At 67.5% G+C, this 24,844-nt stretch carries 27 protein-coding genes and 1 pseudogene; all 28 read left to right on the forward strand.

The features are described 5' to 3' along the window. Window positions 1-67: 67 nt before the first annotated feature. The 28 genes and pseudogenes from KB893_RS14185 to KB893_RS14325 all read left to right on the forward strand — a co-directional run bounded on the left by KB893_RS14185 (window position 68) and on the right by KB893_RS14325 (window position 24,840). Entirely contained in the window at window positions 68-844 is a 777-nt protein-coding gene (locus KB893_RS14185; protein WP_015038902.1) for a receptor protein-tyrosine kinase, read from the forward strand. Between the two features lie 118 nt (window positions 845-962). Continuing rightward, window positions 963-1,181, forward strand: a complete 219-nt coding sequence (locus KB893_RS14190) for an AlpA family transcriptional regulator (protein WP_016446183.1) — start codon at window positions 963-965, stop codon at window positions 1,179-1,181. A gap of 40 nt (window positions 1,182-1,221) precedes the next feature. Beyond that, window positions 1,222-2,049: pseudogene (locus tag KB893_RS14195) on the forward strand (ParA family protein); the annotation flags it as partial. Window positions 2,050-2,299: 250 nt separating this feature from the next. Continuing rightward, complete coding sequence (locus tag KB893_RS14205) at window positions 2,300-3,958, forward strand: ParB family protein (protein WP_211927817.1); 1,659 nt, start codon at window positions 2,300-2,302, stop codon at window positions 3,956-3,958. Window positions 3,959-3,975: 17 nt separating this feature from the next. Then, entirely contained in the window at window positions 3,976-4,536 is a 561-nt protein-coding gene (locus KB893_RS14210; protein ID WP_128721118.1) for a DUF2857 domain-containing protein, read from the forward strand. Window positions 4,537-4,538: 2 nt separating this feature from the next. Further along, on the forward strand, window positions 4,539-5,732 hold the full coding sequence (locus tag KB893_RS14215) for an STY4528 family pathogenicity island replication protein (protein WP_213173804.1): 1,194 nt from the start codon (window positions 4,539-4,541) through the stop codon (window positions 5,730-5,732). A 238-nt stretch (window positions 5,733-5,970) separates the two neighbouring features. After that, the gene (locus tag KB893_RS14220) at window positions 5,971-6,723 is read left to right on the forward strand and encodes an OST-HTH/LOTUS domain-containing protein (RefSeq protein ID WP_023101518.1); all 753 of its coding nucleotides are present in this window, start codon (window positions 5,971-5,973) and stop codon (window positions 6,721-6,723) included. A gap of 188 nt (window positions 6,724-6,911) precedes the next feature. Then, window positions 6,912-7,700 (forward strand): PFL_4669 family integrating conjugative element protein, encoded by a 789-nt coding sequence (locus KB893_RS14225; RefSeq protein ID WP_015038897.1) that lies wholly within the window; start codon window positions 6,912-6,914, stop codon window positions 7,698-7,700. Next, the gene (locus KB893_RS14230) at window positions 7,697-8,245 is read left to right on the forward strand and encodes a DUF3158 family protein (RefSeq protein WP_034021438.1); all 549 of its coding nucleotides are present in this window, start codon (window positions 7,697-7,699) and stop codon (window positions 8,243-8,245) included. Before KB893_RS14225 ends, KB893_RS14230 begins: the two co-directional genes overlap by 4 nt. Further along, window positions 8,242-8,625 (forward strand): single-stranded DNA-binding protein, encoded by a 384-nt coding sequence (locus tag KB893_RS14235; protein ID WP_013721963.1) that lies wholly within the window; start codon window positions 8,242-8,244, stop codon window positions 8,623-8,625. The genes KB893_RS14230 and KB893_RS14235 overlap by 4 nt, the downstream gene beginning before the upstream one ends. Before the next feature lie 294 nt (window positions 8,626-8,919). Further along, entirely contained in the window at window positions 8,920-10,935 is a 2,016-nt protein-coding gene (locus KB893_RS14240; RefSeq protein WP_211926045.1) for a DNA topoisomerase III, read from the forward strand. 779 nt (window positions 10,936-11,714) lie between these two features. Continuing rightward, window positions 11,715-11,951, forward strand: coding sequence for a hypothetical protein (locus KB893_RS14245; RefSeq protein ID WP_010792170.1), 237 nt, complete (start codon window positions 11,715-11,717; stop codon window positions 11,949-11,951). A gap of 25 nt (window positions 11,952-11,976) precedes the next feature. Next, window positions 11,977-12,369, forward strand: a complete 393-nt coding sequence (locus tag KB893_RS14250; protein WP_003141051.1) for a hypothetical protein — start codon at window positions 11,977-11,979, stop codon at window positions 12,367-12,369. A 250-nt stretch (window positions 12,370-12,619) separates the two neighbouring features. Then, window positions 12,620-13,336, forward strand: coding sequence for a DUF5983 family protein (locus KB893_RS14255; RefSeq protein ID WP_211926046.1), 717 nt, complete (start codon window positions 12,620-12,622; stop codon window positions 13,334-13,336). 291 nt (window positions 13,337-13,627) lie between these two features. After that, the gene (locus tag KB893_RS14260; RefSeq protein WP_211926047.1) at window positions 13,628-14,425 is read left to right on the forward strand and encodes a GTPase; all 798 of its coding nucleotides are present in this window, start codon (window positions 13,628-13,630) and stop codon (window positions 14,423-14,425) included. Window positions 14,426-14,490: 65 nt separating this feature from the next. Next, window positions 14,491-14,856, forward strand: a complete 366-nt coding sequence (locus KB893_RS14265; protein WP_029578154.1) for a DUF3085 domain-containing protein — start codon at window positions 14,491-14,493, stop codon at window positions 14,854-14,856. A gap of 344 nt (window positions 14,857-15,200) precedes the next feature. Next, complete coding sequence (locus KB893_RS14270; protein WP_031755002.1) at window positions 15,201-15,752, forward strand: STY4534 family ICE replication protein; 552 nt, start codon at window positions 15,201-15,203, stop codon at window positions 15,750-15,752. 55 nt (window positions 15,753-15,807) lie between these two features. After that, window positions 15,808-16,419 carry a DUF3275 family protein gene (locus tag KB893_RS14275; protein WP_053461227.1) on the forward strand — a complete coding sequence of 204 codons (612 nt, stop codon included), beginning with the start codon at window positions 15,808-15,810 and terminating at the stop codon, window positions 16,417-16,419. Window positions 16,420-16,508: 89 nt separating this feature from the next. Continuing rightward, window positions 16,509-16,874: a hypothetical protein gene (locus tag KB893_RS14280; RefSeq protein ID WP_088446852.1), complete on the forward strand. Its 366-nt coding sequence runs from the start codon at window positions 16,509-16,511 to the stop codon at window positions 16,872-16,874. Between the two features lie 85 nt (window positions 16,875-16,959). Then, a complete protein-coding gene (locus KB893_RS14285; protein WP_003141029.1) occupies window positions 16,960-17,610 on the forward strand; it encodes a hypothetical protein in 651 nt (216 codons plus the stop codon). 65 nt (window positions 17,611-17,675) lie between these two features. Continuing rightward, complete coding sequence (locus KB893_RS14290) at window positions 17,676-18,785, forward strand: DUF6094 domain-containing protein (protein WP_104727335.1); 1,110 nt, start codon at window positions 17,676-17,678, stop codon at window positions 18,783-18,785. A gap of 101 nt (window positions 18,786-18,886) precedes the next feature. Then, complete coding sequence (locus tag KB893_RS14295; RefSeq protein WP_023124349.1) at window positions 18,887-19,192, forward strand: hypothetical protein; 306 nt, start codon at window positions 18,887-18,889, stop codon at window positions 19,190-19,192. 99 nt (window positions 19,193-19,291) lie between these two features. Beyond that, window positions 19,292-21,565: a helicase-related protein gene (locus KB893_RS14300; RefSeq protein ID WP_211926048.1), complete on the forward strand. Its 2,274-nt coding sequence runs from the start codon at window positions 19,292-19,294 to the stop codon at window positions 21,563-21,565. A 197-nt stretch (window positions 21,566-21,762) separates the two neighbouring features. After that, entirely contained in the window at window positions 21,763-22,332 is a 570-nt protein-coding gene (gene pilL2, locus KB893_RS14305) for a PFGI-1 class ICE element type IV pilus protein PilL2 (RefSeq protein WP_211926049.1), read from the forward strand. Next, window positions 22,329-22,976 carry a hypothetical protein gene (locus KB893_RS14310; RefSeq protein ID WP_211926050.1) on the forward strand — a complete coding sequence of 216 codons (648 nt, stop codon included), beginning with the start codon at window positions 22,329-22,331 and terminating at the stop codon, window positions 22,974-22,976. The genes pilL2 and KB893_RS14310 overlap by 4 nt, the downstream gene beginning before the upstream one ends. Before the next feature lie 9 nt (window positions 22,977-22,985). Next, entirely contained in the window at window positions 22,986-23,705 is a 720-nt protein-coding gene (locus KB893_RS14315) for a TIGR03759 family integrating conjugative element protein (protein WP_211926051.1), read from the forward strand. Beyond that, window positions 23,690-24,310, forward strand: coding sequence for a lysozyme family protein (locus KB893_RS14320; RefSeq protein ID WP_043104875.1), 621 nt, complete (start codon window positions 23,690-23,692; stop codon window positions 24,308-24,310). The genes KB893_RS14315 and KB893_RS14320 overlap by 16 nt, the downstream gene beginning before the upstream one ends. Then, window positions 24,307-24,840 carry an integrating conjugative element protein gene (locus tag KB893_RS14325; protein WP_034005136.1) on the forward strand — a complete coding sequence of 178 codons (534 nt, stop codon included), beginning with the start codon at window positions 24,307-24,309 and terminating at the stop codon, window positions 24,838-24,840. The genes KB893_RS14320 and KB893_RS14325 overlap by 4 nt, the downstream gene beginning before the upstream one ends. Window positions 24,841-24,844: the final 4 nt, after the last annotated feature.

The raw sequence follows: 24,844 nt of genomic DNA on the forward strand, positions 1-24,844 counted from the left end.
ATTCCTGGACAGCCACGCACGTCGCCTGTACGGCGGGTGCGCGTGCGTGGACTCGGTGCGATGACGAATGGAGGCGCGCGATATGCCGAAGTCGAGCAGCCTGGCCGATGGCGCCAAGACCTACTACCGCCCGATCGAGGCGGCAATCCGCTGGAGCGGATTGCTGCGCTTCGAGCGGCGCATCCTGGCGACCTTGGGACAGCGGCCTCTGCCGGAGGCAACGGAGTTTCCGCGCTGGCCGATGCTGCGGTTGAACACCGAAAGAATCTTCGATGCGCTGGCTCACGGCGAGATGCCGTATGGCAAGGAGGGCTTGGTGCGGGACACGCAGGGCCTGGCGATGGACGATCCGTCGCTGACGGTGCGGCACGTCGATCTGAAAGCCTGGATGGCGCACTACTACCCCGGCGAGAAACCAGCGTTTCTGTTCGATGAGATCGAGCGTGCGCTTCACCCGGCGATCAGCCTGGACACAGTGGGCGCATTGCTGGCCGAGCGGGAAGCGATCAAGGCGCGGCTGGCGGAACACTTGGGCGTGCATGAGACGCTGCGCGCCGAGCACGAGGCGCTGCGGAAAACGCACGCCGCCTGCGCGGCCGACGCGGAGCGTGCGAACACGCCGGGGCCGCGCAGCGAATCGACCTACCTGAACATCGTTGGCGGATTACTGACGCTGCTGCTGGGCAAGTCGCCCAGCGGCACGCCGTATTCCAGCTTCCTGACGCAGGAGGCCATCATCAGCGCGATGGTGGCGCACCACGGCAACGCGATGGGCATCACCGAGCGCACCCTGCAGGCCAAGTTCGCACTGGCTCGGCGCAATCTGCAGAGCACAACTTCCTGAGCGATGCCAGACCGAATCTGCGGTCGCGGAAACCGCATTTGCGGTGTCTTTCTTCAACGCGGCGTTCTTAATTCGAGTCACGCCAATCAGCGCCACTGAGCGTTAAGGAGTGACCCTCATGTCTTCGCAGACTACCGCCACGGCGGCACCGACTGAGCACCGCATCCTGCGCCGCGCCGAGGTCGAAGCCAAGACCGGCTTCAAGCGCGCGCACATCTACAGCCTGATGAAGGAAGGCAAGTTCCCCAAGGCGCTGCGCCTGGGCGTGCGCGCGGTGGGCTGGGACTCGGTGGAGATCGAACAGTGGATCGCCGATCGCCTCAAAGAACGCGCCTGACGCTTCTTCTCGGTTCATGCCATTCGACGAGGAGAAGCTCATGCAGGTGGTGTCCATCATTTCGACCAAGGGCGGCGTGGGCAAGACCACGACGGCGGCCAACCTGGGCGGCTTCATCGCCGATGCCGGGCTGCGCGTGCTGCTGCTGGACCTGGACGTGCAGCCCACGCTGTCGAGCTACTTCACGCTGGACGTGCGCGCGCCCGGCGGCATCTACGAGATGTTGGCCTTCAACGAGCGGCGCATCGAGCAACTGGTGTCGCGCACCGCGATCGCGGGCCTGGACCTGGTGCTCTCCAACGACGACCGCGGCGAACTGAACACGCTGCTGCTGCACGCACCGGATGGGCGCCTGCGACTGCGCCATTTGCTTCCCGTCTTCCGCACGCACTATGACTTGCTGCTGATCGACACCCAGGGCGCGCGCAGCGTGTTGCTGGAGATGGCGGTGCTGGCGTCCGACTTGGCGCTGTCGCCGGTGACGCCGGAAATCCTCGCGGCGCGCGAGCTGCGCCGCGGCACGCTGCAACTGATCGAGGACATCGCGCCGTATCGGCACCTGGGCATCGAGCCGCCGCCGCTGCGCCTGCTCATCAACCGTGTGCATCCGGTGTCGTCGAACGCGCGGTTGGTCCAGCAGGCGCTGCGACAGGTGTTCCTGGAACAGGCCGGCGTGCAGGTGCTGGGCACCGACGTGCCGGCCATCGAAGCCTATCCGCGCGCTGCGACACGAGGGTTGCCGGTGCATCGGGTGGAGTACCGGCAGCCGGCGGGGCGCACGGCGCCCGCGGCGCTGGACACCATGCGCACGCTGGCCGGCGAGCTGTTCCCCGCGTGGCAGGAGCGCTTCGCGCTGGTCACCGGCCGGGGCGATGCGGGAGGGCCGGCCATGGCGGGCGCGCATGAACTGGCGCGCGGCCGTGAACGGCTGCGCGCGCTGATCGAGTTCGCGCTGGGCGAAGGCTGGCGCGTGGTGCGCACGTCCGGCGGGCACCTGAAATTCACGAAACCAGGCTGCGCGTCGATCTACACCAGCTCGACTGCGAGCGACTACCGTGCCGACCGCAATGCCCGCGCGCAGCTTCGCCGCGCCGACCGGCAGGCGCAGGAGAACGGCCGTGGCTGAGCTGACGCCGCAGGACATGGCTGCCAAGCTGCTGGCCACCGGCTTCGAGCGCAGCGGCCCTTCGGCCGCGACCTTGAGCGACCCCATCGCCGACACGCCGATGGTGGTGACGCTGGACCAGTTGCGGCCCTACGACCACGACCCCCGCGTGACGCGCAACCCGGCCTATGCGGAGATCAAGGCTTCCATCCGCGAACGCGGGCTGGACGCGCCCCCCGCGATCACGCGCAGGCCGGGCGAGGCGCACTACATCATTCGCAACGGCGGCAACACGCGGCTGGCGATCCTGCGCGAGTTGTGGAGCGAGACCAAGGATGAACGCTTCTTCCGCATTGCATGCCTGTTCCGCCCGTGGCCGGCGCGCGGCGAAATCGTGGCGCTGACCGGGCATCTGGCCGAGAACGAGCTGCGCGGCGGGCTGACCTTCATCGAGCGGGCGTTGGGCATCGAGAAGGCGCGCGAGTTCTACGAGCAGGAAAGCGGCCAGGCGCTGTCGCAGAGCGAACTCGCGCGGCGGCTGACTGCCGACGGCTATCCGGTGCCGCAGTCACACATCAGCCGCATGAACGATGCGGTGCGCTATCTGCTTCCGGCGATCCCGACGCTGTTGTACGGCGGATTGGGCCGGCATCAGGTGGACCGACTCGCGGTGCTGCGCAAGGCGTGCGAGCGCACCTGGGAGCGGCGTGCGCTGGGTCGCACCGTGGCCGTGGAATTCGCCACCTTGTTTCAGGACGTGCTGACGCAGTTCGACACTCAGCCGGACGACTTCTCGCCGCAGCGGGTGGAGGACGAGCTCGTGGGCCAGATGGCCGAGCTGCTGGAGGCGGACTACGACACGCTGGCGCTGGAGATCAACGACAGCGAAAGCCGCCAGCGTGCGCTGTCCAGCGAACCGGCGGCGCCGACGCCCCCGGCAGCGCCTGTCTTGCCTGCTGCACCGCCCTCGCCGGTCTCCGCGCCTCGGCAGCCACCCGCCTCGTCTGTGCCGCGCGACACCACGCCGGTCGCGCCTCCGGCGCCAGCAGCAACACCGCCTGCACCGCCCGGAGCGCCGGAGGAACAGCACGGGCAACGCGACGAGCGTCTGCAAGGGCACATCGTGACACCGGCACCGACCACCGAGCGCCTGCTGTCCATCCAACGGATGGTCGCGGACCAGCTCGGCGACAAGCTGCCCGACTTCGAGGCCGACGCGCTGCGTGCGATCCCCGTGCAGGCTGGCGGGCTCTATCCCATCTCGGACGTCTGGTACATCGAGCCGGGGCTGGACGCGCCGGATCGCCTGCGCGTGCACATCGCGCAGTTCGCGCGCGAGATCGCCGGGGACGCGGCGGTGGCCGACCACATCGAGGCCAGCGTCGGCGGCATCGGCTTCGTCTGCGTGGTGCCGGCCGTGGGCCAGGCGAAAGCGCTGCCGGCGTTCGCGCGGGCGGTGCTCACCCTGCTGCATGCGCTGAGTGCGGCGCCGCCCGCCGCGAACGGATTGGACCGCGCGCGGCTGGCCGACGAGCTGGCGGCGCTGCTCCATGGCCACGGCGGCTCGGCCACACGCCTGAGCGATGCTGCGCTGGTGAAGCTGTTCCGTCTGCTGCGCCTGGCGCGCCGGCTGCTGGACCTGCAAGCCGGCGAAGCGGGCCAGGAATCCTGAGCGCAGGAGGCTCTCGCATGTCGGCACCGCACCCGCTCAACCAGGCCGTGATCGCCCAGGCCCTGCATGACCTGCGCAACGGCCAGTTGCGCCGCTGCAAGGCCATGGGCTTCGGCGAGGAGGAGCTGGATGCGCTGAAGCACCCCGAGCTCGTGAGCATGCTGGTGAATGCCACGGTGTCGTGGTGTTCGGTGTCGGTGAACCGGGAAGTGTTGAAGCGGCTGCTGAGCCAGGTGCACGACGTGGAGCGGGAGATCGCCACGGTGGACCGCATGCTGCGCCTGGGGGCGAGCACGGAGATGGTCAGCAAGTTCTACGGCCTCACGCATCAGGAAGTGGCGCTGCGCCGCGACATCCTCGGGCTGCCCAAGCGCAAGGGCCGGCATCCGGTGCTCGACGAGGCGCAGGACGTGGCCTTGTGGAAGCGCTGGAAGGCCGGCGTCTCCGAGCGCCATATCGCCCTGACCGACGACATGGCGATGCTGGCGCTGACCATGGATCTGGCCGAGGCCATGACCCTGCCCATGTCGGTGATCTGGTCGGCGATACGGAACTGGATCGACCAGGGGCTGGTGTAGCCATGACCACGGGCAGCGCATCACGGCGCGATGGCCCGGTTGCGCTGTCGGCGTTGTTCGACGAGGCGCTGCGGCACCTTGAGCCGAAGGAACCGGCGCAGGGCACGGCGCCGAGCCAGGACGGCTTTCTCTACAGCGGCAACCGCCATGAGAGCGTGCCGCGCCGACTGTTCCTCGACCGACGCCTGACGCCGCTGGAGCGCAACGCCTGGCAGGTGTTCCGCCTGCAGCTCAACGACGACGGCGTGACCGCCTTTCCCACCTACGACCAATTGCGCCCCTACCTGGCCTCGATGCCGTGCGCGGCGCAGGCATCGCACGAGACCGTGGCGCGCGCCCTGACGCTGTTGCGGCTGACGCGCTGGCTGAGCCTGGTGCGACGACAGCGCGACCCGAAGACCGGCCGCATCCAAGGCAACCTCTACGTGCTGCACGACGAACCGCTGTCGCCCTTCGAGGCGATGCAGCTCGATGCCGACTACCTCGGCCTGGTCAGCCAGGCGCTGACCCATGCCGCCAAGGCGGTGCAGATCGTGGGCATGAACACGCTCAAGGAGATTGCCGAAGACCCGCTGCTCAGCGGCCGCACATTGCCGACCCGCTTGCAGGTGCTGGCGCAGCGCATGGCGCTGCATGGCTGGACGACGCCAGGTTATCCACAGGAGGGTGCGGACCACGAATCCGAAGAAGGCCAGGAAGCCCTTCTTCGGAATGCTGCGCGCCCGTCTTCGGAATCCGAAGCAGGACCGAAACCCGCGCCGGACGGCTCTCTTCGGATTCCGAAGGAGGACCGTACAGTACGTAATGATCGTATAAATGAAGTACGTACAGTACCGCGCGCGAGGGCCTTGCAGAACCTGCGGCTACCCGAGCGTTTCCTGCGCTTGAAGGACGAGCAGCAGGCCGGCGCGCTGGTGGCGCTGCAGCAGGTGGACGAGGCGCTGAGGCAGGCCGTTCTCGACGAGTGGGCGGCACGCTGCCACAACAGCGCGGTACGCAACCCGGCCGGCTACCTGTTTGGCATCATCCAGAAGGCGATCCGCGGGGAGTTCAAGGCCTGGGCCGGAGAAAGTGCATCGGCACCGCCAGCGCCCCCGTCACCTGCGCCCTCGTCACCGCCGGCATCCCGTGCGGCTGACCCCGAGGTCGCACGTGCCTACCTGGCTCAGCTCCGAGAAGCCTTGCGTGATCGCTGATGTTGACTATCCCCAGGGGATAGATGGAACAGACATCTTTCCGCCGCGCTCGATTGTCGCCCGCCGAATGACAGGCGAAACTGTCGCCTGTGAATCAGACGAGGACAGCCACGCACGAGCCCGGCCGACGATGGACACGACGACTTCCCCCGCCACAAACGCACTGCAACCACTACAGCAAGACGTTCAGCGCTTGCTGGGCAGATGCCTGTTGCGCCTTCAACAATACGAGCGCCTCATGAAAGCCATCGTGGCCCACCACGAGATTTCAGGCCCGGCGCATTCGCTGGAGGCCATTCGCGCAGCGCGGATTGAAGATGCCGCGACCAAGACCCTGGGCACGTTGGTCGGACAACTGTTTGGTTCGTATGTCGTCACCGATGGAAATGGCGGCGAGGAACGCGACGACGATCTTCCCGGCGACGTGATTTCCTTTCGCACGCGCGTGCAACTGAGCCTGTCTGCGCAGGACTACGCCAACACCCAGGCCGACCTCAAAGACCTGGTATCGCTGCGCAACACCCTGGTGCACCACTTCATCGATCAGCACGATCTATGGACCGTGGACGGGTGCCGCGTTGCACAGGACGAACTCGGTTCCGCCTACACGCGCATCGATCAACACTTCGAGCAGCTGCGCGGCTGGGCCGAGCACATGGATCAGGCGCGGCGCCTGGCAGCGGAGTTCGTCCAGTCGGATGTGTTCCACGACCTGGTGGTCAATGGCATCGCGCCGGACGGCACGGTGGACTGGCCGGCCGCCGGCATCGTCCGCGCGCTGCGCGAGGCCGCCGCGCAGTTGGCCGTCGAGGGCTGGACACCCATCGCCGCCGCTGGCCGCTGGATCGCGGACCGGCATCCCGAGCAACTTCCAGCCAAGTACGGCTGCAGCAGTTGGCGGCAGGTGGTGCACGAGTGCCGCCTGTTCGAGCTTCGCTACCGTGAGGTGGAGGGGCAACGGGCCGCTTGGTACAGACCTCGCGAGGCGTAGCCCCGCAACGCGGTCTCACCTCCGCGCGAGCCGCGAACAAGTCCGCCGAGCTATCCCCAGGGGATAGCCGGCACACACAGCCTTCCGTGCAGAACAAACCGGGCGCGCATGGGCTGCGGTTTGTTGACTGACAGCCTTCCGGCCGATGCCGATGCTGGCGACTCGCCCCTTCACCGCGAGTCGCTCCCATGGCCAACGAACGCACAGAACCCCTGCAACTGAATCTCGGATCGCTGCGCAGCGCGATGTCGCTGACGCTGCACACGCACCACGCTTCGCGCATCTGGCACGGCCGCGCGCCGACCGAGGGGCGCCCCGGCATCATCGGACTCAACGGCTATATCGGCGCCATGAACAAGATGAAGCGCGGCGCCGAGCAGGACGACCCGTACTCGGACTGGTGGATGTTGCGGATCGAGGACAAGCTCGCCGACACCAGGACCCGTCTGCAGACCCTGCGCGAACAGGTGGATCAGGCCTTGGCCGACGTGCCAGCGGCGCTGTCGCTGGGCGAGAACATGAACGTGCAGCCGGTGAAGCTGCCGCTGTTCGTCAATGCTCAGCTCGGTTTCATGGCGGTGTACCTGCTGGCCGACTACGACGACCTGGCACGCAAACTCATCCTGGCGCACCACACGGCGCTGATCGACCGCAGCACCTTGGAGCGCTGGCTCAATGATGGCGCGCACGCGCTGCGCAGCCTGTTCTCGCTGGCCCAGCAGTACCGCTACTCGGGCACGACGCGCGACGACTTCGCGGCGAAGAACGCCGCGGCGCGAGCGGCGCTGGAGAAGTTCGGCGAGCTGCCGCAGGACGTGCTGGAAGGCACGCGCCGCTCGCGCTTCGCGCCACCGATCGCGCGGCGGACGACCAAGCCCGGCACGCCGCCTGCTGCGCCCGCCATCGAGCCCGATGCGCCGGCTCACACGGATGGCGCAGCCGATGGTGCGGCGGGCGATGAGGGTACTGACGCATGACGGCATCGCCCCCCATCAGCCACTCCACGCGCTTCGTGGCGCTGGAACAGGCGGACTTCCAGCGGCTGGAACACGCAGGCTACCTAAAAGGCCTTTTACAGCCTTTTAAGGGTAAGGGGAGTCTGGAGACCTGGGCCAGCCAGTGCGCGGCGCTGCGCGACGACGTGATTGGCCTGGCGCAGCGGCGCGTGCTGCCCCAGGCGCGCGCCTACCCCTTCAGCCTGCTCCACGTGCAACTGGCCCAGCAGGCCACTGGCGCAGGGACGACCTTCCTGCGCTGGCGCAACCTCGACCGTTCCTCCATGGGCGTGGCGTTGTGGGAGGCCCTGCTGGCCAACCCCGCGACGCCGGCCTCGCTGATCGACGAGCTGTACGCGATGGAACTGCAGCGCATCGTGCTGAACATGCAGATCAGCCTGACCCACAGCATCGCTCGCCAAGCCCTGGAATGCGCCAGCAAGGCCGCCCAGGCCGAAGCGGCTTACCTGCGACGTGTCCACGGGCATACCGCGGCCGTTCCACCCACCACCAAGGAGTCACCATGAGCACGCACTTCGTCGGCGAGGGCAACATCGGTTCTGCGCCGGACTACCGCGAATTCCCGAACGGCAACGACGAGCCGCGCCGGCTGCTTCGCCTGAACGTCTATTTCGACAACCCGATCCCGAAGAAGGACGGCGAGTACGAAGATCGCGGCGGCTTCTGGGCGCCGGTGGAGCTGTGGCACCGCGACGCCGATCACTGGAAGACGCTGTATCAGAAGGGTATGCGGGTGCTGGTCGAGGGCCGCACCGTGCGCGACGAATGGGAGGACGCCGACGAGAACGAGCGCGTCACGTTCAAGGTCGAGGCCCGGCGCGTGGGCATCCTGCCGTACCGCATCGAGTCGGTGGCGCTCAGCGCCAAGCCGGCCGGCGGACAGTAGTTCGCCCATCGCCGCTCCCCCGAGGGCGGCTGTAGCAACCGTCATACGCCCGCGATGCACCAGCGAGCTATCCCCAGGGGATAGCTCCAAGGTCGTCCACAGAGTTCCAGCCGCCCTCCCGTAACGACGCTTTTGCTGTGCCAGCTCCTGCGGTCTATGCGCACCGCTGCGGCAACGGACCGCCTGCCGATCACAAAGCGGTGTCTGCGCCAATCGGCTTCCTTGCTGCCGGCATCTCCTGGCCCCGCCAAGCTGACGCCCATCCGATGAACCGCACATTTCCAAGGAGGCTTCATGCGCGTGTTCCTGTGCGAGAAGCCGTCCCAGGGCAAGGACATCGCCCGTGTGCTGGGTGCCGGTCAACGCGGCAACGGCTGCTACAGCGGCGCGGGTGTCGTCGTGACCTGGTGCATCGGTCATCTGGTGGAGGCGGTTCCGCCCGAAGGCTACGGCGAACAATACAAGCGCTGGGCCATCGAGCAACTGCCCATTCTTCCTGAGCGTTGGCGTGTCGAGCCCAAGGCGGCGACCGCGGCGCAATTCAAGGTCGTGCAGCAGCTCGTCGCCAAGGCGGGCGAGCTGGTGATAGCGACCGACTCCGACCGCGAGGGCGAGATGATCGCCCGCGAGATCATCGACCTGTGCGGCTACCACGGGCCGATTCAGCGCCTGTGGCTGTCGGCGCTCAACGATGCGTCGATCCGCAAGGCGCTGGGTGCGCTCAAGCCGTCCGCCGAGACGCTGCCGCTGTACTACTCGGCCCTGGCCCGCTCGCGTGCCGACTGGCTGATCGGCATGAACCTGAGCCGGCTGTTTACGCTTCTAGGTCGGCAGGCCGGCTACACCGGCGTGCTGTCGGTGGGGCGCGTGCAGACGCCGACGCTGAAGTTGGTGGTGGATCGTGATCGCGAGATCGCGCGCTTCGTCTCTGTGCCGTATTGGGCCGTGGACGTGCTGCTATCCCATGCCGGCCGGTCCTTCACCGCGAGCTGGATACCGCCCGAAGGCAGCACCGATGCAGCGGGTCGCTGCCTTCAGCAGCCGGTGGCGCAGCAGGCTGCGGATTGCATTCGCGCCGCACGCGATGCGCAGGTCGTGTCGGTGGACACCGAGCGCGTGCGCGAGGCACCGCCGCTGCCGTTCGACCTGGGCACGCTGCAGGAGGTGTGCTCCAAGCAGTTGGGCCTCGACGTGCAGGAGACGCTGGACATCGCGCAGGCGCTGTACGAGACGCACAAGGCGACGACCTATCCGCGCAGCGACTCGGGATACCTGCCCGAAAGCATGCTCGCGGAAGTGCCGGCGGTGCTCGATGCACTGCTCGCCACCGATCCCAGCCTGCGGCCCTTGATCGGCCAGCTCGACCGCAACCAGCGTTCGCGCGCCTGGAACGACGGCAAGGTGACGGCTCACCACGGCATCATCCCGACGCTGGAGCCCGCCAACCTGTCGGCCATGAACGAGAAGGAACTGGCCGTCTACCGGCTGATCCGCGCCCATTACCTCGCGCAGTTCCTCCCGCACCATGAGTTCGACCGGACGGTGGCGCAGTTCTCGTGCGGCAGTCAGTCGCTGGCGGCCGTGGGCAAGCAGATCGCCGTCACCGGCTGGCGCGAGGTGCTGGCGACGCCGGGGCCGGACGATGCCGATGGCGAGGATGCGCAGCGCAGCCAGGTGCTGCCGGCGCTGCATGCGGGCCTGTCCTGCCCGGTCGGGAAGGTGGATCTCAAGGCGCTGAAGACGCTGCCGCCCAAGCCCTACACGCAGGGCGAGCTGATCAAGGCCATGAAGACCGTCGCCAAGTTCGTGACCGACCCGCGGCTGAAACAGAAGCTGCGAGATACCACCGGCATCGGCACCGAGGCGACACGCGCCAACATCATCAACGGTCTGATCGGTCGCGGCTACCTGGTCAAGAAAGGCCGCGCCGTCCGCGCTTCCGACGCGGCATTCACGCTCATCGACGCGGTGCCCTCGGCCATCGCCGACCCCGGCACCACGGCGGTGTGGGAGCAGGCGCTCGACATGATCGAGGCCGGCCAGATGGCGTTGGACACCTTCATCGAGAAGCAGTCCGTGTGGGTCGGTCAGCTCGTGCAGCAGTACCGCGGCGCGACGCTCTCGCTCAAGCTGCCGCCGACGCCGGCCTGCCCACAGTGCGGCGCACCGATGCAGCAGCGCACGGGCAAGAGCGGCGCGTTCTGGTCCTGCTCGCGCTACCCGGACTGCAAGGGCACGTTGCCGATCGAGTCCCCGACGGGCCGGCGCAGCGCACCGCGCAAGCGGCGCGCTGCCTCCAAGGCGTCCTGATCCTCGCTTCCCCCTGCCGCGCCGGCCACTTCACTGGCGGCGAGGCAAACGTCCCGCACCGCGCGGGACTCCAAAGCGCGCGTCTCCTTCTGCAACGGTGTGCGCGCCCCGTCTGCCCGCCATCGGGCGACGGGGCGAGAAGGTCATTGCTCCACGAATCGCGCCCGCCGCCATTCCCTTGATCGGTGTGCCTTGCCTCGGTCATGAGGGGCTTCCTGACGCCTTGCCGCCGCGCGAGCCGTGAGGAGGCCCCTTGGGCCGAGGGTATTCCGTGCCGGTGCCCGCCGGCGGAACAACGGGCTCCCTTTGTGTGTGGATGCACGCCAGAGGTTTCCGGCCCCAGCCACGAAACGGGCCGGGTGCGATTGCTGACGCAGCGAACGGCTTTGACGACGGCCCGCGCTGACGCAGCCCACAGGTGGTTTTCCTTCCTCTCCAGCCGAAGGCCCGCGTGGCCTTCGGCGCCCTGGTCCTTGCCTTGTCCCGTGACGCGGGCCTGCCCTAAAGCGGACCGTCCGCGATTCGGTTTTCCCTGCGACGGCAGCCATGCTTCGCGCCCATCCTCACGCCATGCGTTGCTGACAGTCGTCAGCGGCATGCCCTGGCAGTCCCGGTCTTCAAGACTGCAACGCGGTTCGCCGCGTTGACCGATCCAGTCCGCTTCGCATCGCCCACCGCGGACGCTCGCCGGCCTGGCGACGATGCACTTTTCTCAACCACCCGAGGGGAACTCCATCCTCTACGGGATGCGTGCTCCTCGACCCACCAAGGAGCACGGCATGTCTGAACCTTCCGCATCTTCCTCTGCAACCGCAGTACGCAGTGGTGCGCTGGCGCTGGCCTGGACCGGCAAGCGTCTGCCGCTACAGGTGCTGCGCAGCGCGGCCGGCCACTACATCGGCACGCAAGACGACGAAGGCCCGGTATCGCGGGAGTCCGTCGAGTATTTCCCGACCCACCTCGCAGCACAGCGTGCCCTGGATACCCATGCCTGGACACAGCGCGCTCACCCCTGATTCCCACCCTTCAAGGAGTTCTCTCATGAATCTGTCTTTACCCGAAGACGTGCTCGATCAGATGGCGCTGGAACAGGCGCACTTCGACGCTGCACCGCAAGCCTTCTTCGAGGCCTGGAAGCGCGGCGCGCAGATCGCCGGCCACGAGTGGTTCGGCGACGGCACACGCGAAGGTCTGCAGCGTGCCACGACCAAGTGGGACCTGCGGCCCAACATGCTGATGCTCAACGACGCCCTGGGTGTGCTGAGCAGCGGTCAACGCATGTTCCTGTCCGCGATGGTGAGCTTCTACAACTCCCGCGAGGGCGGCGCGATGCTCAAGCGTTGCGGCTTCGAGGGGTTGTCCGACTTCGGCGGCCTCGATCTGGAACGGCGCCAGGTCATCGCCGACCTCACGCTGCACTACAACGGCTGGTGAGCCGCGCCTGGCAACCCACCGTTCTTTCATCCCACCCCACGAGGGACATGCGTCCCCGTTCGGGGCCATGTCCCTCCTTCTTTTCGCAGGAGCGGCCATGTCCCGAATCACCATCTTCCACTGACCTGCACCGCCCGCCACCAGGGCGGCCCGACGCCGCGGCCTGCTGACTGGCTGCCACTTCATCCACTCGCTGGGGTTCAATCCCCGGCAGGGGATTGCCTCGGCCATCCTCTGCTGGAGGAATCCTATGTCCCATTTCAAAAACCCCTTCGTCCGCGGCTACGATGGCCTGTCCGTGCAACGGCTGCTGGCGATTTCCTACGACGACGACTGCCCGCTGAGCTATCTGCCGCTGCACATCTCGCAGTCGCACCTGCCGGACAGCCAGGTCGAGCGCCATGCCTGCGTCTTCTGCGACGACTTCGCGCTGATCACCGAGGGCCAGAACGTGCCGCCCGAGCTGGACGCGCAGTGCCCCAGCCACGGCATCGCCCGAAACCTCGTCTACGCCGTCATGGCCGAAGAAGCCGGCCAGCCGCTGCACGTCGGCGATACCTACTCCGAGGAAGCCGCGCGCGAGGTGGTACGCCGCCTGCGCTTCGAGACCGGGTTCTACAGCCGTGCCTGGGAAATCAGTTCGGCGCACATCACCGAGGAGGCCGGTCGCTTCCTCGCCGAACTGGCGGACATCGCCACGCCGAGCGGTTTTCTGTTCGTGGCCTTCCGCATTCCCTACAGCCCGGCGGTCGGCATGAAGCTGATCGCCACGCCCTGGACGGATGCGAACCTGCAGCATGTCGAGAGCATCACCGCCGAAGAGCTGCGGCAGGAGCACCGGGCCAAGGGCATGCCGGAGTCCCTCGTGGAAGTGTTGCACCTGGCTGCGCTCGCCGACGTGCGGCTGCTGATCTTCGATGCCGACGCGCCCGTGCTGGACGGACTGACGCTCTACGACGACGAGTAACCCGCAACCCATTCGAGCCCCCACGTCGGGGCTCTTCTTTTTTCGCGGAACGCGGTGCCGGCGCATTGCCGATTCCCGGCGGACGGCCGCCGCCATGTGTCGCACGCTGGCCGCATGTTCGCTGGCGTTGCCGGCAGCATGCCCAGGCAGTCGAGACCTTCAAGACTGCGGCGCGGTTCGCCGTGCTGGTTGTTTCGTTCCCCGGGCGCACTCGCGTCCATCCACCTCACCCTCAAGGGACGGACCTCCCTTGCGGGCGGGAGTCCCTTGGTTGCCACAAGGAGTCTCCCGATGGATACCCAAGCCATCCGTGCACAGATGCCAACGCTGGTTGTCGGTCATGTGCCTACCAACGTCCGTTCGTTCAAGTTCAACATCTTCGACGGCCAGCCCAAGGTTTCGACGCTGGGCTTTCACATCGACCCGAAGCCTTTCGAGGGCAAGGTCATCGCCACCACCGACGAGGCCATCGTCGTCAAGACGGGACGAGCCGAGTTCGCGGTGCTCGATCGCACGCTCGTGACCGAAGTGCCCGACGAGGGCGCCAAGGTGCAGGTCGAACCCTATGTCAGACGCCGCTTCGACGGTCAGCGGGCGGACACGCCCGAGGAGCAGACCGAGTTCACCGCCGACGGCCAGCCCTACACGGTGAAGCGGTTGGTGCTCGGGTCCGCACCGGCGAAGCTGCCGATTCCCAAGCCCCGCTGCCCCGAGCTGCAGGAACTGGTCGACCAACTGGAGCAGTTGCCCGCTCCCGACGGTTTCCGGCGCGTCACCCACATGCTGGTGGATGCCGGCGCGCGGGACATCACCTGGGTCGATCCGCTGCCCGCCGACATCATCCGCACGCCGCCGGCCATCGGCTTCACCGTCGCCACGACGAAGTTCCAGGGTCGCGTCACCGTGCTGTATGAGCGTGGCCTCGACCTCTACGCGGTGGAGCTGCGCCGCGACGGCGAGCTGGTCGAACGGGTCGATGAGGTGTTCTTCGACACCCTCGGCGAGACGCTGGAACGGCTGATCGACGACGGGAGTTGGCGGCGCATCCGCGTGCAGTGCCTGTCGTGTCGTAAGGCTATCCGGCACTGATCTCACAGCAGCTTCCCGCCCTCGCGGCGGGAAGCCTCTTTTCCTGCCCCCTGGAGATCACACCCATGACTGTTCGATTCAAAGGCACGGAGCTGCGGCCCGTGCTCGCCGAAGCGGTGGCGAATCAATGCCGCGTCATCCTGGTCAAGGATCAGGGCGTGTACTTCCTGGCCGAGTGCGGCGAGCGCCGACCCGATGGTCGCCAGAAGACCATCGCCTATGCCGCCGGTTGCAACCCGGATGTCGATGCCTTCGACGACTGGTGGGAACTGGCGCGTGCCGAGTTCGGTGGCGACGACTTCGGCGAGTTCTTCGATCCGCAGGAGGGCGTGTTTGCGCGCATCCTGCGCAGCGAGGACGACCTCGACGTGTCCGCCACCGCGACACACCTGTCGCTGCAGGCGGTTCCTCCCACGCCCAGCGGTAACTGACCGCCCATCCCTGGCCCCCGCTCCGGGGGCCTCTTTCTTCTCGGCAATGCGGACAGCCGCGAGTGCCGATTGCCGCTCGCCTGCGCGCCGTCCCGGCGCCACGCTTCCGGCCATGTTCCGCTGACGTCCGTCAGCGACATGCCCAGGCAGCCACGATCTTCAAGGCTGCGACGCGGTTCCGACCGCGTTGATCACCCGAGTTCGCACCGGCATCCATGCGCGAACGGCCATCGGTTCTCGATGGCGATGCCACCAAGCTGTTCCATCAACCCACGCGGGGGTTCCACACCTTCCCCGCCTTGGGTCGGGTGTGTCTCCGCCTCATTGTTCCCAGGAGATTCACCATGACCACTTCCAACGAAAAGTCCTACTTCGATCTGCACATCACCGGCCTCGGGTACCTCAATCGCATCCGCGAAGTGAAGCCCAAGAAAGGCGATGCGTTCCTGGCCTGCGACATCGCGGCTCTGAACGGTCCCAGCGATGACGTCTCGTATGTGCGTTTCGACACGCGCGTATCGGGATCGGAAGCGCAGCACCTGGTGCGCCGCTGCATTCAGGCGGTCGACGCCGAGAAGAAGGTGATGATCGGCTTCCGCATGGGCGACCTGTGGACCGACACCTTCACCTACTCCAAGGGCAAGCGTGCCGGCGAGCAGGGTGTGAGCCTCAAGGCCCGCCTGCTGTTCGTCAGTTGGATCAAGGTCGACGGCAAGCTCGTCTACAAGGCCGAGCCCAAGCCGACCGAGACCGACGAGCGGGACCCGGAAGTCCCTGTGACGTCCGACGCGCCCGCTGCGCAGCAAGCCTCGGCACCGGAGCCTTCCGAGCCCGTCGCCGATGCTGCCGACGACGCAGCCGATGCCCCCGCATTGGCCGTTGCCGAGTCGTTCTGATCCGCAAGGCCCCATCCCCGGGGCCTTGTCTTCTCTTCGTCAGCAGGAGACCTTCATGATCACCATCCCCGGCCAACTGGCCATCAAGACCATCCACGGCAGGAACGGCGACTTCAACGTCGGCCGCCTGGCGACCTCGATCGGCGAGTTCGTCGTGAAGAACGCCGAACTCGATCAGTACCGCGAGGGCAAGTACGACGGTGATTTCGTCATCGTCGAGATTCGCCCCTCCACGTACAACGCCAACGGCCGCATGGTCATCGAGATCCGCGCCCATCTGGGCGGGATGACACTGTCCAACATCGACGCCCTGAGCCGCGACGAAGCCCGCCGGCTGAGTCCGCAGGAAGTCGATCCGGTCGACGAGGAGGCGCAGGCGCCCGTGCCGGCAACGCCCCCGGCCAAGCCGAAGGCGAAGCCGCGCAGTCCGCGTGATCCCCTGGTCGATACCACGCCGTTCGGCAGCGAACCGGCTCCCGTGTCCGCTGCGGCCTCGGCCGAGGCAGACGACGCGGCGCTGTTCGGTGCCTTGTGGCCCCTGGGCGAGACCGTGAAGCTCGATGCGACCGTGGATCGTCGTGTGCTGCGTCAGCAGCGCGACCGTCTCGACAAGCTGGGCTACGAGTTCGCTCCGTTGTCCCAGGACTGGCACCTCAAAGCTGCCTGATCCATCCGCCGCCTTACGCGGCATTCCGCCACCCGCCGGGGTTCTCCCCCGACGGGGAGGGCTCCGGCCTTTGCTTCAAGGAGACCCTCATGGGCTGGACCTTCGTTCGTCAGACGCGCGATCAGTTGATCCGCGAGCTGCTCGCTCCGCAAGCGTCCAAACGCGCTTGCTGCGAAGTCATCGACCACACGCTGGACGGCGACGTTCTGTGGACCGTGGTTCGCATCACCGCCAGGCAGGCGGGCGTCATGGGCCTCGCGGCCGGTGAGTCCGTCTGCTACATCGGCTGCCATCTGCTGGAAAGCTCGGGCGGCGATTGGGGCTACAAGTCCCTCGATGAGTCCGTGCATCCGTACTACTACTCGTGCCCGCTGCGCTATCTCGACATGGCGCCGGTGCAAAGCCCCAAGTGGCGCGAGCGGGTTCACCGCTTCCACGCGGGGCGCGCTGTCTAGCGGCACGCATCTTCCTTCCACCCAACCGGGGCGAGCATGGCCCCGCGGGCTGTGGTTGCTCCTTCATTTTCAAGAGGACATCACCATGCCTGCACCTTCTTCCGCGAAACCGCTGTACCGCATCGACGAATGCCCCGACCTCATGGCCGACGGTTGCGTCGGTGACGAGCAGGGCAATCTCGTCTTTCTCTCGATCTGGGCGCGCGACACCGCCGTTCAGGAGTTCCTCGCCCGCCTGACCCTCGGCCGGGATGAACAGGGACTGGATCAGTTCCACGTCATCACCGAGCAGGGCGCATCCATCCCGGTCTTCGTCGGCAATGTCGAGAACCTGGAAAAGCGCATCACCCGCGCCTATCGGCGAACGCTGTTCGGTTCGCTGACGAATGTGTGGCTGTTCGATCGTCGCTGCGTGAAGCCAGACAAGGCCAACGCCAGCGCGCTGGCGCTTCTGCCCAGGGATTCCGCTCACCGGCTCGACCGGCTGTGGACGCTGGTGCAGGACACCTGCCCGCTGCCACTGCTCGACCACTGGCGCGACACCGTGCTGGAGCTGTTGCAGACACGGCGGATGCTGACCGGTCTTCCCTTGGCCCTCGGGCCGCTGGAAGGCCATCGGCTGGCCCTCGATGTCCCGGCGCTGACGAAGGCGTTGGGCGAGCTGATCCGCAACGGCACCCTCGGCGCCACGCAGTACGAACTGGCCGCGAACGCACCGCTTCGGCGTGTGGCGTGAGCCATCCCCACGGGCATGCGCGCCGCGCGTGCCCGCCTTCCCTCATCCATCATCAGGAGAAATCCATGGCACTCATGTTTCCGCGCCTGGCGCGCAACTTCATTCGTAACGGCTACTTCCCCACCGACGAGCCGACGCTGGAGCGGGCCTTGTCCGCACTGGCGCCGTCTCCCGGCTCCATGTCCATCCTCGATCCCTGCGCCGGCGAAGGCGTGGCGATTGCCGAAGCCGCCCACGCCCTCGGGCGCGAGCAGGTCCAGGCCTTCGCCGTCGAGTACGACGCTGAGCGTGCCCGCCACGCACGGCAACTGGTCGATCGCTGCATCCACGGTGACCTGATGGACACACTGATCTCGCGCCAGTCCTTCGGGCTGCTGTGGCTGAACCCGCCGTATGGCGACCTGAGCAAGGACGTGAACGGCAACATCGGCTATCAGGGCCAGGGCCGTGCGCGGCTGGAAAAGCTCTTCTATCAGCGCGCGCTGCCGCTGCTGCAGTACGACGGCGTGCTGATCTTCATCGTGCCGTCCTACGTGCTCGACCCCGAGCTGGTCGGATGGCTGACGCGCCACTTCGCCGACCTACGCATCTACCGTGCGGTGGAAACGCAGTTCAAGCAGGTGGTGATCTTCGGCCGCAGGATTCGTCAGCGCGACCAGGCGTCGGAGTCGGTCAAGGCCGTGCGTGGTCTGCTGCTGCAGATCGGACAGGGCGACGCCGAAGCCGAGGAGCTGCCGCTCGAATGGCCGTTCCTGCCGTACACCGTCCCTGCCAGCCCGGCCGAGCCGGAGCACTTCTATCGCGTGACGATGGAGCCCGAGCAGTTCGCCGATGAAGTCGGCCGGCTGCAAGGTCTCTGGCCGGCGCTCGATACGCACCTGGGCGTCGCGCAGCAATCGCTGCGTCCGCCCGCGCGGGCCTTGTCGCACTGGCATCTCGCCTTGGCCTTGGCCGCAGGCGCGATCTCTGGCGTAGTGAAGTCCAAGAGCGGGCGCGTGCTCGTCGTCAAAGGTGATACCCACAAGGAGAAGACCCTCCAGACGGAATACACCGAACGCGACGACGGCTCCGTGGCCGAGACGCGCATCCTCACCGACAAGTTCGTGCCGGTCATTCGTGCATGGGACTTGACGCTGGGCTCGCCTACGTGGGGCGAAGTGCTGACCATCCGCTGATCGCTGTTCCCTGACGGTTCGCCGTCGCTTTCATCCACCCACCGGGGTCACGTTGCCCCGATGGGGTGCCGTGGCCCCTTCTTCCAGAAGGAGAAACCACCATGGCACTCGCAGTCCTCAACCTCGCGTCACAAGCACGCTTTTCGCCAGGGCAGGTGGTCATGACCGCCGGCGTCGACGAGCTGGTCCGACAGGGCCGGCTCAACCCCTCGCCGTACCTGCGCCGCCATCTTCATGGCGATTGGGGCGACCTGGACGACAGCGATCGACGGCAGAACGACGCCGCGCTGAAGTCCGGTGAGGATCGTCTGTTCTCGTCCTACCAGGTCACGCGCGACCTGAAGCTCTGGATCATCACCGAATGGGATCGCAGCGTCACCACACTGCTGTTGCCCAGCGAATACTGATCCGCATCCAGCGGCCTCGCGCCGCTTCTTTCTTCCCGCCCAGGGGCATGTCACCGCCCCGTGGGGGAGGTGCATGCCCCATTGCTTTGGAGCATCACCATGTCCCTCGATCTCGAAACCGTTCCCGAAACCGCTGTGCAGGGCGACCTGCTCGAAGCGGCCGCTTCACCCCTCACGCTCAGCCTGCAGGACTTCGTGTCCGAGTTCGGCGACGAGCTGCTCGACTCGCTCAACCGCGCCAATCCGCCGGTCTACACCGGCCAGGTGCGGGGGCATCGGCAACTGATCCTCGCCACGCTCAAGCGCAAGCTGTTCCCGGCGCAAGCCGATGTGGTCCACGCTGTCACCGAGCTGTTGGTCGATCGCGGCGAACGCGCCGCGATCGTCAATGGCGAGATGGGCTGCGGCAAGACGACGGTGGGTATTGCCACCGCCGCCGTGCTCAACGCCGAAGGCTACCGCCGCACCCTGGTGCTCTCGCCACCCCACTTGGTCTACAAGTGGCGGCGCGAAATCCAGGAGACGGTGGCCGGTGCCAAGGTCTGGGTGCTCAATGGCCCGGACACGCTGGTCAAGCTGCTGAAACTGCGCGAGCAGTTGGGCGTGCCGGCCCAGGGCCAGGAGTTCTTCGTCCTGGGCCGCGTGCGGATGCGGATGGGGTTCCACTGGAAGCCTGTCTTCGTTCGGCGGCGCACGCCTCACGGCGACGTGGGGGCCTGCCCGGATTGCGGGCATGTCATCACCGACCTCGACGGCGAGCCGATCAACCCGGTCGAACTCGAAGCCGAAGAGTCCCACCGCAAGTGCAGCCACTGCCGTGCACCGCTGTGGTCCTTGATCCGTCCCAGAGGCCTGTCCGCCAGCGACCAGTCCTCGACCGTGCTCAAGGCACTGAAGCGTATTCCAACCATCGGGGAAGTCACCGCGCAGAAGCTGATGCAGAAGTTCGGTGACGCCTTCCTCGCGTCGATGCTCGGGGACAACATCCACGAGTTCATCAACCTGATGGATGACCGCGGCGAGTTGGTCTTCTCGGATCGGCAAGCCCACCGGATGGAACGCGCGATGGCCAACATGGAGTTCGGCTTCGGCGAGGGCGGCTACCAGCCGTCCGAGTTCATCAAGAGGCAGCTTCCCCAAGGCACGTTCGACCTGCTCATCGCCGACGAGGCGCACGAGTACAAGAACGGCGGCTCCGCTCAGGGCCAGGCCATGGGGGTGTTGGCGGCCAAGGCGCGCAAGACGCTGCTGCTCACCGGCACACTGATGGGCGGCTACGGCGACGACCTGTTCCACCTGCTGTTCCGAGCCCTGCCGGGGCGGATGATCGAAGACGGCTACCGGCCCACGAAGAGCGGCAGCATGACGTCGGCCGCGATGGCGTTCATGCGCGATCACGGCGTGCTCAAGGACATCTATTCCGAGAGCACCGGCACGGCGCACAAGACGGCCAAGGGCACCAAGGTATCGGTGCGAACGGTCAAGGCGCCGGGGTTCGGTCCCAAGGGCGTGCTGCGTTGCGTCCTGCCGTTCACAGTCTTCCTCAAGCTGAAGGACATCGGTGGCAACGTGCTGCCGCCCTACGACGAGGAGTTCCGCGAAGTCGCGATGGACACGGCGCAAGCCGCGGCCTACCGCGATCTGGCAGGTCGGCTGACCCAGGAGCTGAAGCAGGCCCTGGCGAAGCGCGACACGACGCTGCTCGGTGTAGTCCTCAACGTGCTGCTGGCCTGGCCGGACTGCTGCTTCCGGTCGGAGACAGTGGTGCATCCGCGCACGCGCAACACCTTGGCGTTCGTTCCGGCTCAGTTCAACGAGCTGGAGGTGATGCCCAAGGAGCGCGAGCTGATCGAGATCTGCAAGCAAGAGAAGGCAGAAGGTCGCAAGACCCTGGTCTATTCGGTCTACACCGGCACGCGCGACACCACGTCGCATTTGAAGGTGCTGCTGGAGCAGGAAGGCTTCAAGGTGGCGGTGCTGCGCGCGAGCGTGGATGCCTCCCGCCGTGAGGACTGGATCGCCGAGCAGTTGGACCGTGGCATCGACGTGCTCATCACCAATCCCGAGCTGGTGAAAACCGGCCTGGATCTGCTGGAGTTCCCGACCATCGTGTTCCTCCAGTCCGGCTACAACGTGTATTCGTTGCAGCAGGCTGCCCGGCGCTCCTGGCGCATCGGCCAGAAGCAGCCGGTGCGCGTGATCTACCTCGGCTACGCCAACTCCTCGCAGATGACCTGCCTGGGGCTGATGGCCCGGAAGATCATGGTGTCGCAGAGCACGTCGGGCGACGTGCCCGAGTCGGGCCTGGATGTTCTGAACCAGGATGGCGATTCCGTCGAGGTCGCCCTGGCCCGGCAGCTTGTCACGGCCTGATCCATGTACCCATGCCGGCGGCCCCTCGGGGTCGCCGGCTTCTTTCCATGGCCCTTCGGGGCCGTTTTTCTTGGGCGTATGACAGTTCATGGCGCCGCCCGCCATGTATTCGGGCGGGCGTCAGTGCGTTTTGTTTGCTGCCCGCAGGCCAAGCGGCGGCGATGGTGAGCGCTCCGTGTTCCAGGGAAGCGCCCTCCATGCAACCATCCATCCGCGCTGTTCACCGCCTGGCCCTCGTCGCTGGCTTGCTGGCCGGCAGCCTCTTGGCCGCCGGCTGCGCCACGACCGCCGCACCGTCTGCGTCAGCGGTGCCGGCCGCATCGCCAACCGCCGTCGCGCCGGAGCCGGGTTTCGTTCCGGTGGCCCGCTACGGACGCTACACCCTGGTCGAGCTGGTGCCGGAACCTGCGCAGCGGGATCTCTTGCAGCAGGCGGTGGAGGTCTCGATTCCGCCCATGCTCGATGCCAGCGTGGGCGATGCCATGCGCCATGTGCTCCTGCGCTCCGGCTACCGGCTCTGCGATGCGGCCGAGGCCGCATCGCTCTACGCGCTGCCGCTGCCCGCCGCACACCTGCGCCTGGGCCCGCTGATGCTGCGCGATGCCTTGCTGACCCTTGCCGGCCCCGCCTGGGAGCTGTCGGTCGATGACTTGACCCGCCAGGTCTGCTTCAGCCGGCGCGGTGCTCCCACCTTCCTTTCCGCCAACCCGCCCGGCACCGCCACGCCCGTGCCGGACGCCGACCGGCCCGAGGAGATGCAGCCATGACCTTTCCCCAAGCGCCATCCGAGCGCAATTCCTGCACGCGCTGGCTCAAGATCGCCGCGGCCTTCTGGCTGCTGCTCATCAGTGCCGTGGCACTCATCAACAGCGTCGGCCTGTCGCGGCTCGCCGAACGGACCCAGAGCACCGCACAGGATGCGCAGGTCAATGCGCTGGTCCTGCGCGTGGCCGATCTCGAACAACAGGCCGATGCGGACAAGCGCCGGCCGGCGCCGATCAGCCAGGCCGAATTCGCCACCGCGCGGCAGGCGCTGGACGAGCGGATGACGCGCCTCGAAGAGGCCGACGAGGCGAGGGCCTTTGCCGTCGACCTGCAGACGCTGCAGACGCGCGTGAACGGAATCGATACCCGCCTGGAGAAGACCCGGCAGGTGGCATCCGCCGCTCGCCCGCGCGCTCCGGTTGCGACGAAGCCCAAGGTGCCGGAGCCGCCATTCCGGGTGCTCGGCGTGGAGCTACGGGGAGGCGAGCGCTTTCTGTCGATCACCTCCACCGCTGCGGCCTCGCTCGCGGGCGCCCGGCTGCTGCGCGAGGGCGATGCCGAGGGCGGTTGGCAACTGCAATCCATCGAGGCGCAGGCGGGCGTATTCCAGGTAAATGGCCAGACGCAGCGCGTTGCGGTGCCGTAGGAGGTCGCCATGATCCTGCGGTCGTCGCTCGCTGCCGTCGTTCTGTTCGCCGCTTTCGGCGCATCCGCCCAGCCGGCCCCGGTGACGAACTCGCGCATGGTGCCCGCCCAGGTGCAGCCGGGCACTGATGCCGCGCTCGACGAGAGGCAGGCGCGGGAGTGGGGGCTTCAGCCCGAGGAGTGGGCGCGTTACCGGCAGCTGATGCAGGGGCCGCTCGGGGTCTATTCGCCCCAGCTCGATCCGCTCACGGCGCTGGGCATCGAGGCCCGCAGCGAGGAGGAGCGCAGGCGCTACGCGGAGTTGCAGGTGCAGGCCGAGGCCCGGCGCGTCGGCAAGGCGCTGGCCTACCAGCGCGCCTACGACGCGGCGTGGCAGCGCCTGTTTCCCGGCCAGCCGCGCGTGAGCCTGCCCGGCGCCAAGGCGCAGGGTGCCGGCAACACCGGCTCCGGGCGCCTGGCGGTCTTCGTCAAGGCCGACTGCGCACCGTGCGCGCAGCGCGTGCAGCAGTTGCAGGCGGCCGGCACGGCCTTCGATCTCTACATGGTCGGCAGCCGTCAGGACGACGCGCGCATCCGGCAGTGGGCCACCCAGGCGGGCATCGACCCGGCCAGGGTGCGCGCTCGCACCATCACGCTCAACCACGATGCGGGGCGCTGGCTGTCGCTCGGCCTCCCCGGCGATCTGCCGGCCGTGGTGCGCGAGGTGAACGGCCAATGGCAGCGGCAATAGGTACTCCGGGCCGGGAGCGTCGGCCATCCCGCGTCGCCATCCGCTGTACCGGCGCCGTGCTGCTGCTCGCCACCGGCGGCTGGGCGTTGGCCGCCCTGGCGCGGGAAGTGCCGCCGCCGGCCTATCAACTGGCGGCGCATCGTGCAGACGTGCCGGCGGCGGTGCTGTACGCGGTGGCCTTGCAGGAGAGCGGCGCCATGCTGCGCGGGCGCCTGATCCCCTGGCCGTGGTCGCTCAACGTCGCCGGCACGCCGCAGCGCTATGCCACCCGCGCCGAGGCCTGCGCGGGGCTGCACCGTGCGCTCGCCCACACGCCGGCCAATCGCATCGACGCCGGTCTCGGCCAGGTCAATCTCGGCTACCACGCGCATCGCTACACGCAGCCCTGCGAGCTGCTGGACCCGTACCGCAATCTCGCCGTCGCCGCGGAAATCCTGCGCGAACAGCACACGCCGGGCGAGGACTGGCTGCTTGCCATCGGCCGCTACCACCGGCCCGCCGGCGGGGCACCCGCAGCGCGCTACCGGCGCAGTGTGCATCGGCACCTGACCCGCGTGATCGACCCCGGCGTTCCCGTTCCAACCCTCCAGGCCACCACGCCATGAACCACACCGTCCTCATCGCCGCCATCGGGCTGCTGTCCACGACCACCGTCTTCGCCCAGACCGTCTCCGCGCCGCTGATCGTCGTCGAAGACCGCGGCGGCGACTCCGCGCTGCCGTACTACCAGTCGCTGAATCCTCAGCCGGATCAGGCCACGCCGCCGGCCCCGATGCCAGCCCTTCGCGCGGGCAACGCGGCCGACGCCGAAGCCGCCATGCTGCCGGTGCGCTCGACGCAACTGTCGCCGGGCGAGGTGCAGCGCCGCGTCATCCGGGCGCCGGGCCTGACGGCGCTGTTCCTGATCGGCGACGACGAGCGTTCGCGCGCCTGGCTGCGGCAGCGGCAGGCGGCGCTGCGAGAGCTGCAGGCCGTGGGCCTGGTGGTCAACGTGGAGTCGATGGCCGCGCTGACGGCGCTGCGTAGGCTGGCGCCCGGCCTGATCCTGTCGCCGGCCTCCGGCGACGACCTGGCCCAGCGCCTGGGCCTGCGCCACTACCCGGTGCTCATCACGTCCACCGGCATCGAGCAGTAGGTGC

Source organism: Coralloluteibacterium stylophorae (assembly GCF_018122625.2).
Classification (GTDB): domain Bacteria; phylum Pseudomonadota; class Gammaproteobacteria; order Xanthomonadales; family Xanthomonadaceae; genus Coralloluteibacterium; species Coralloluteibacterium stylophorae.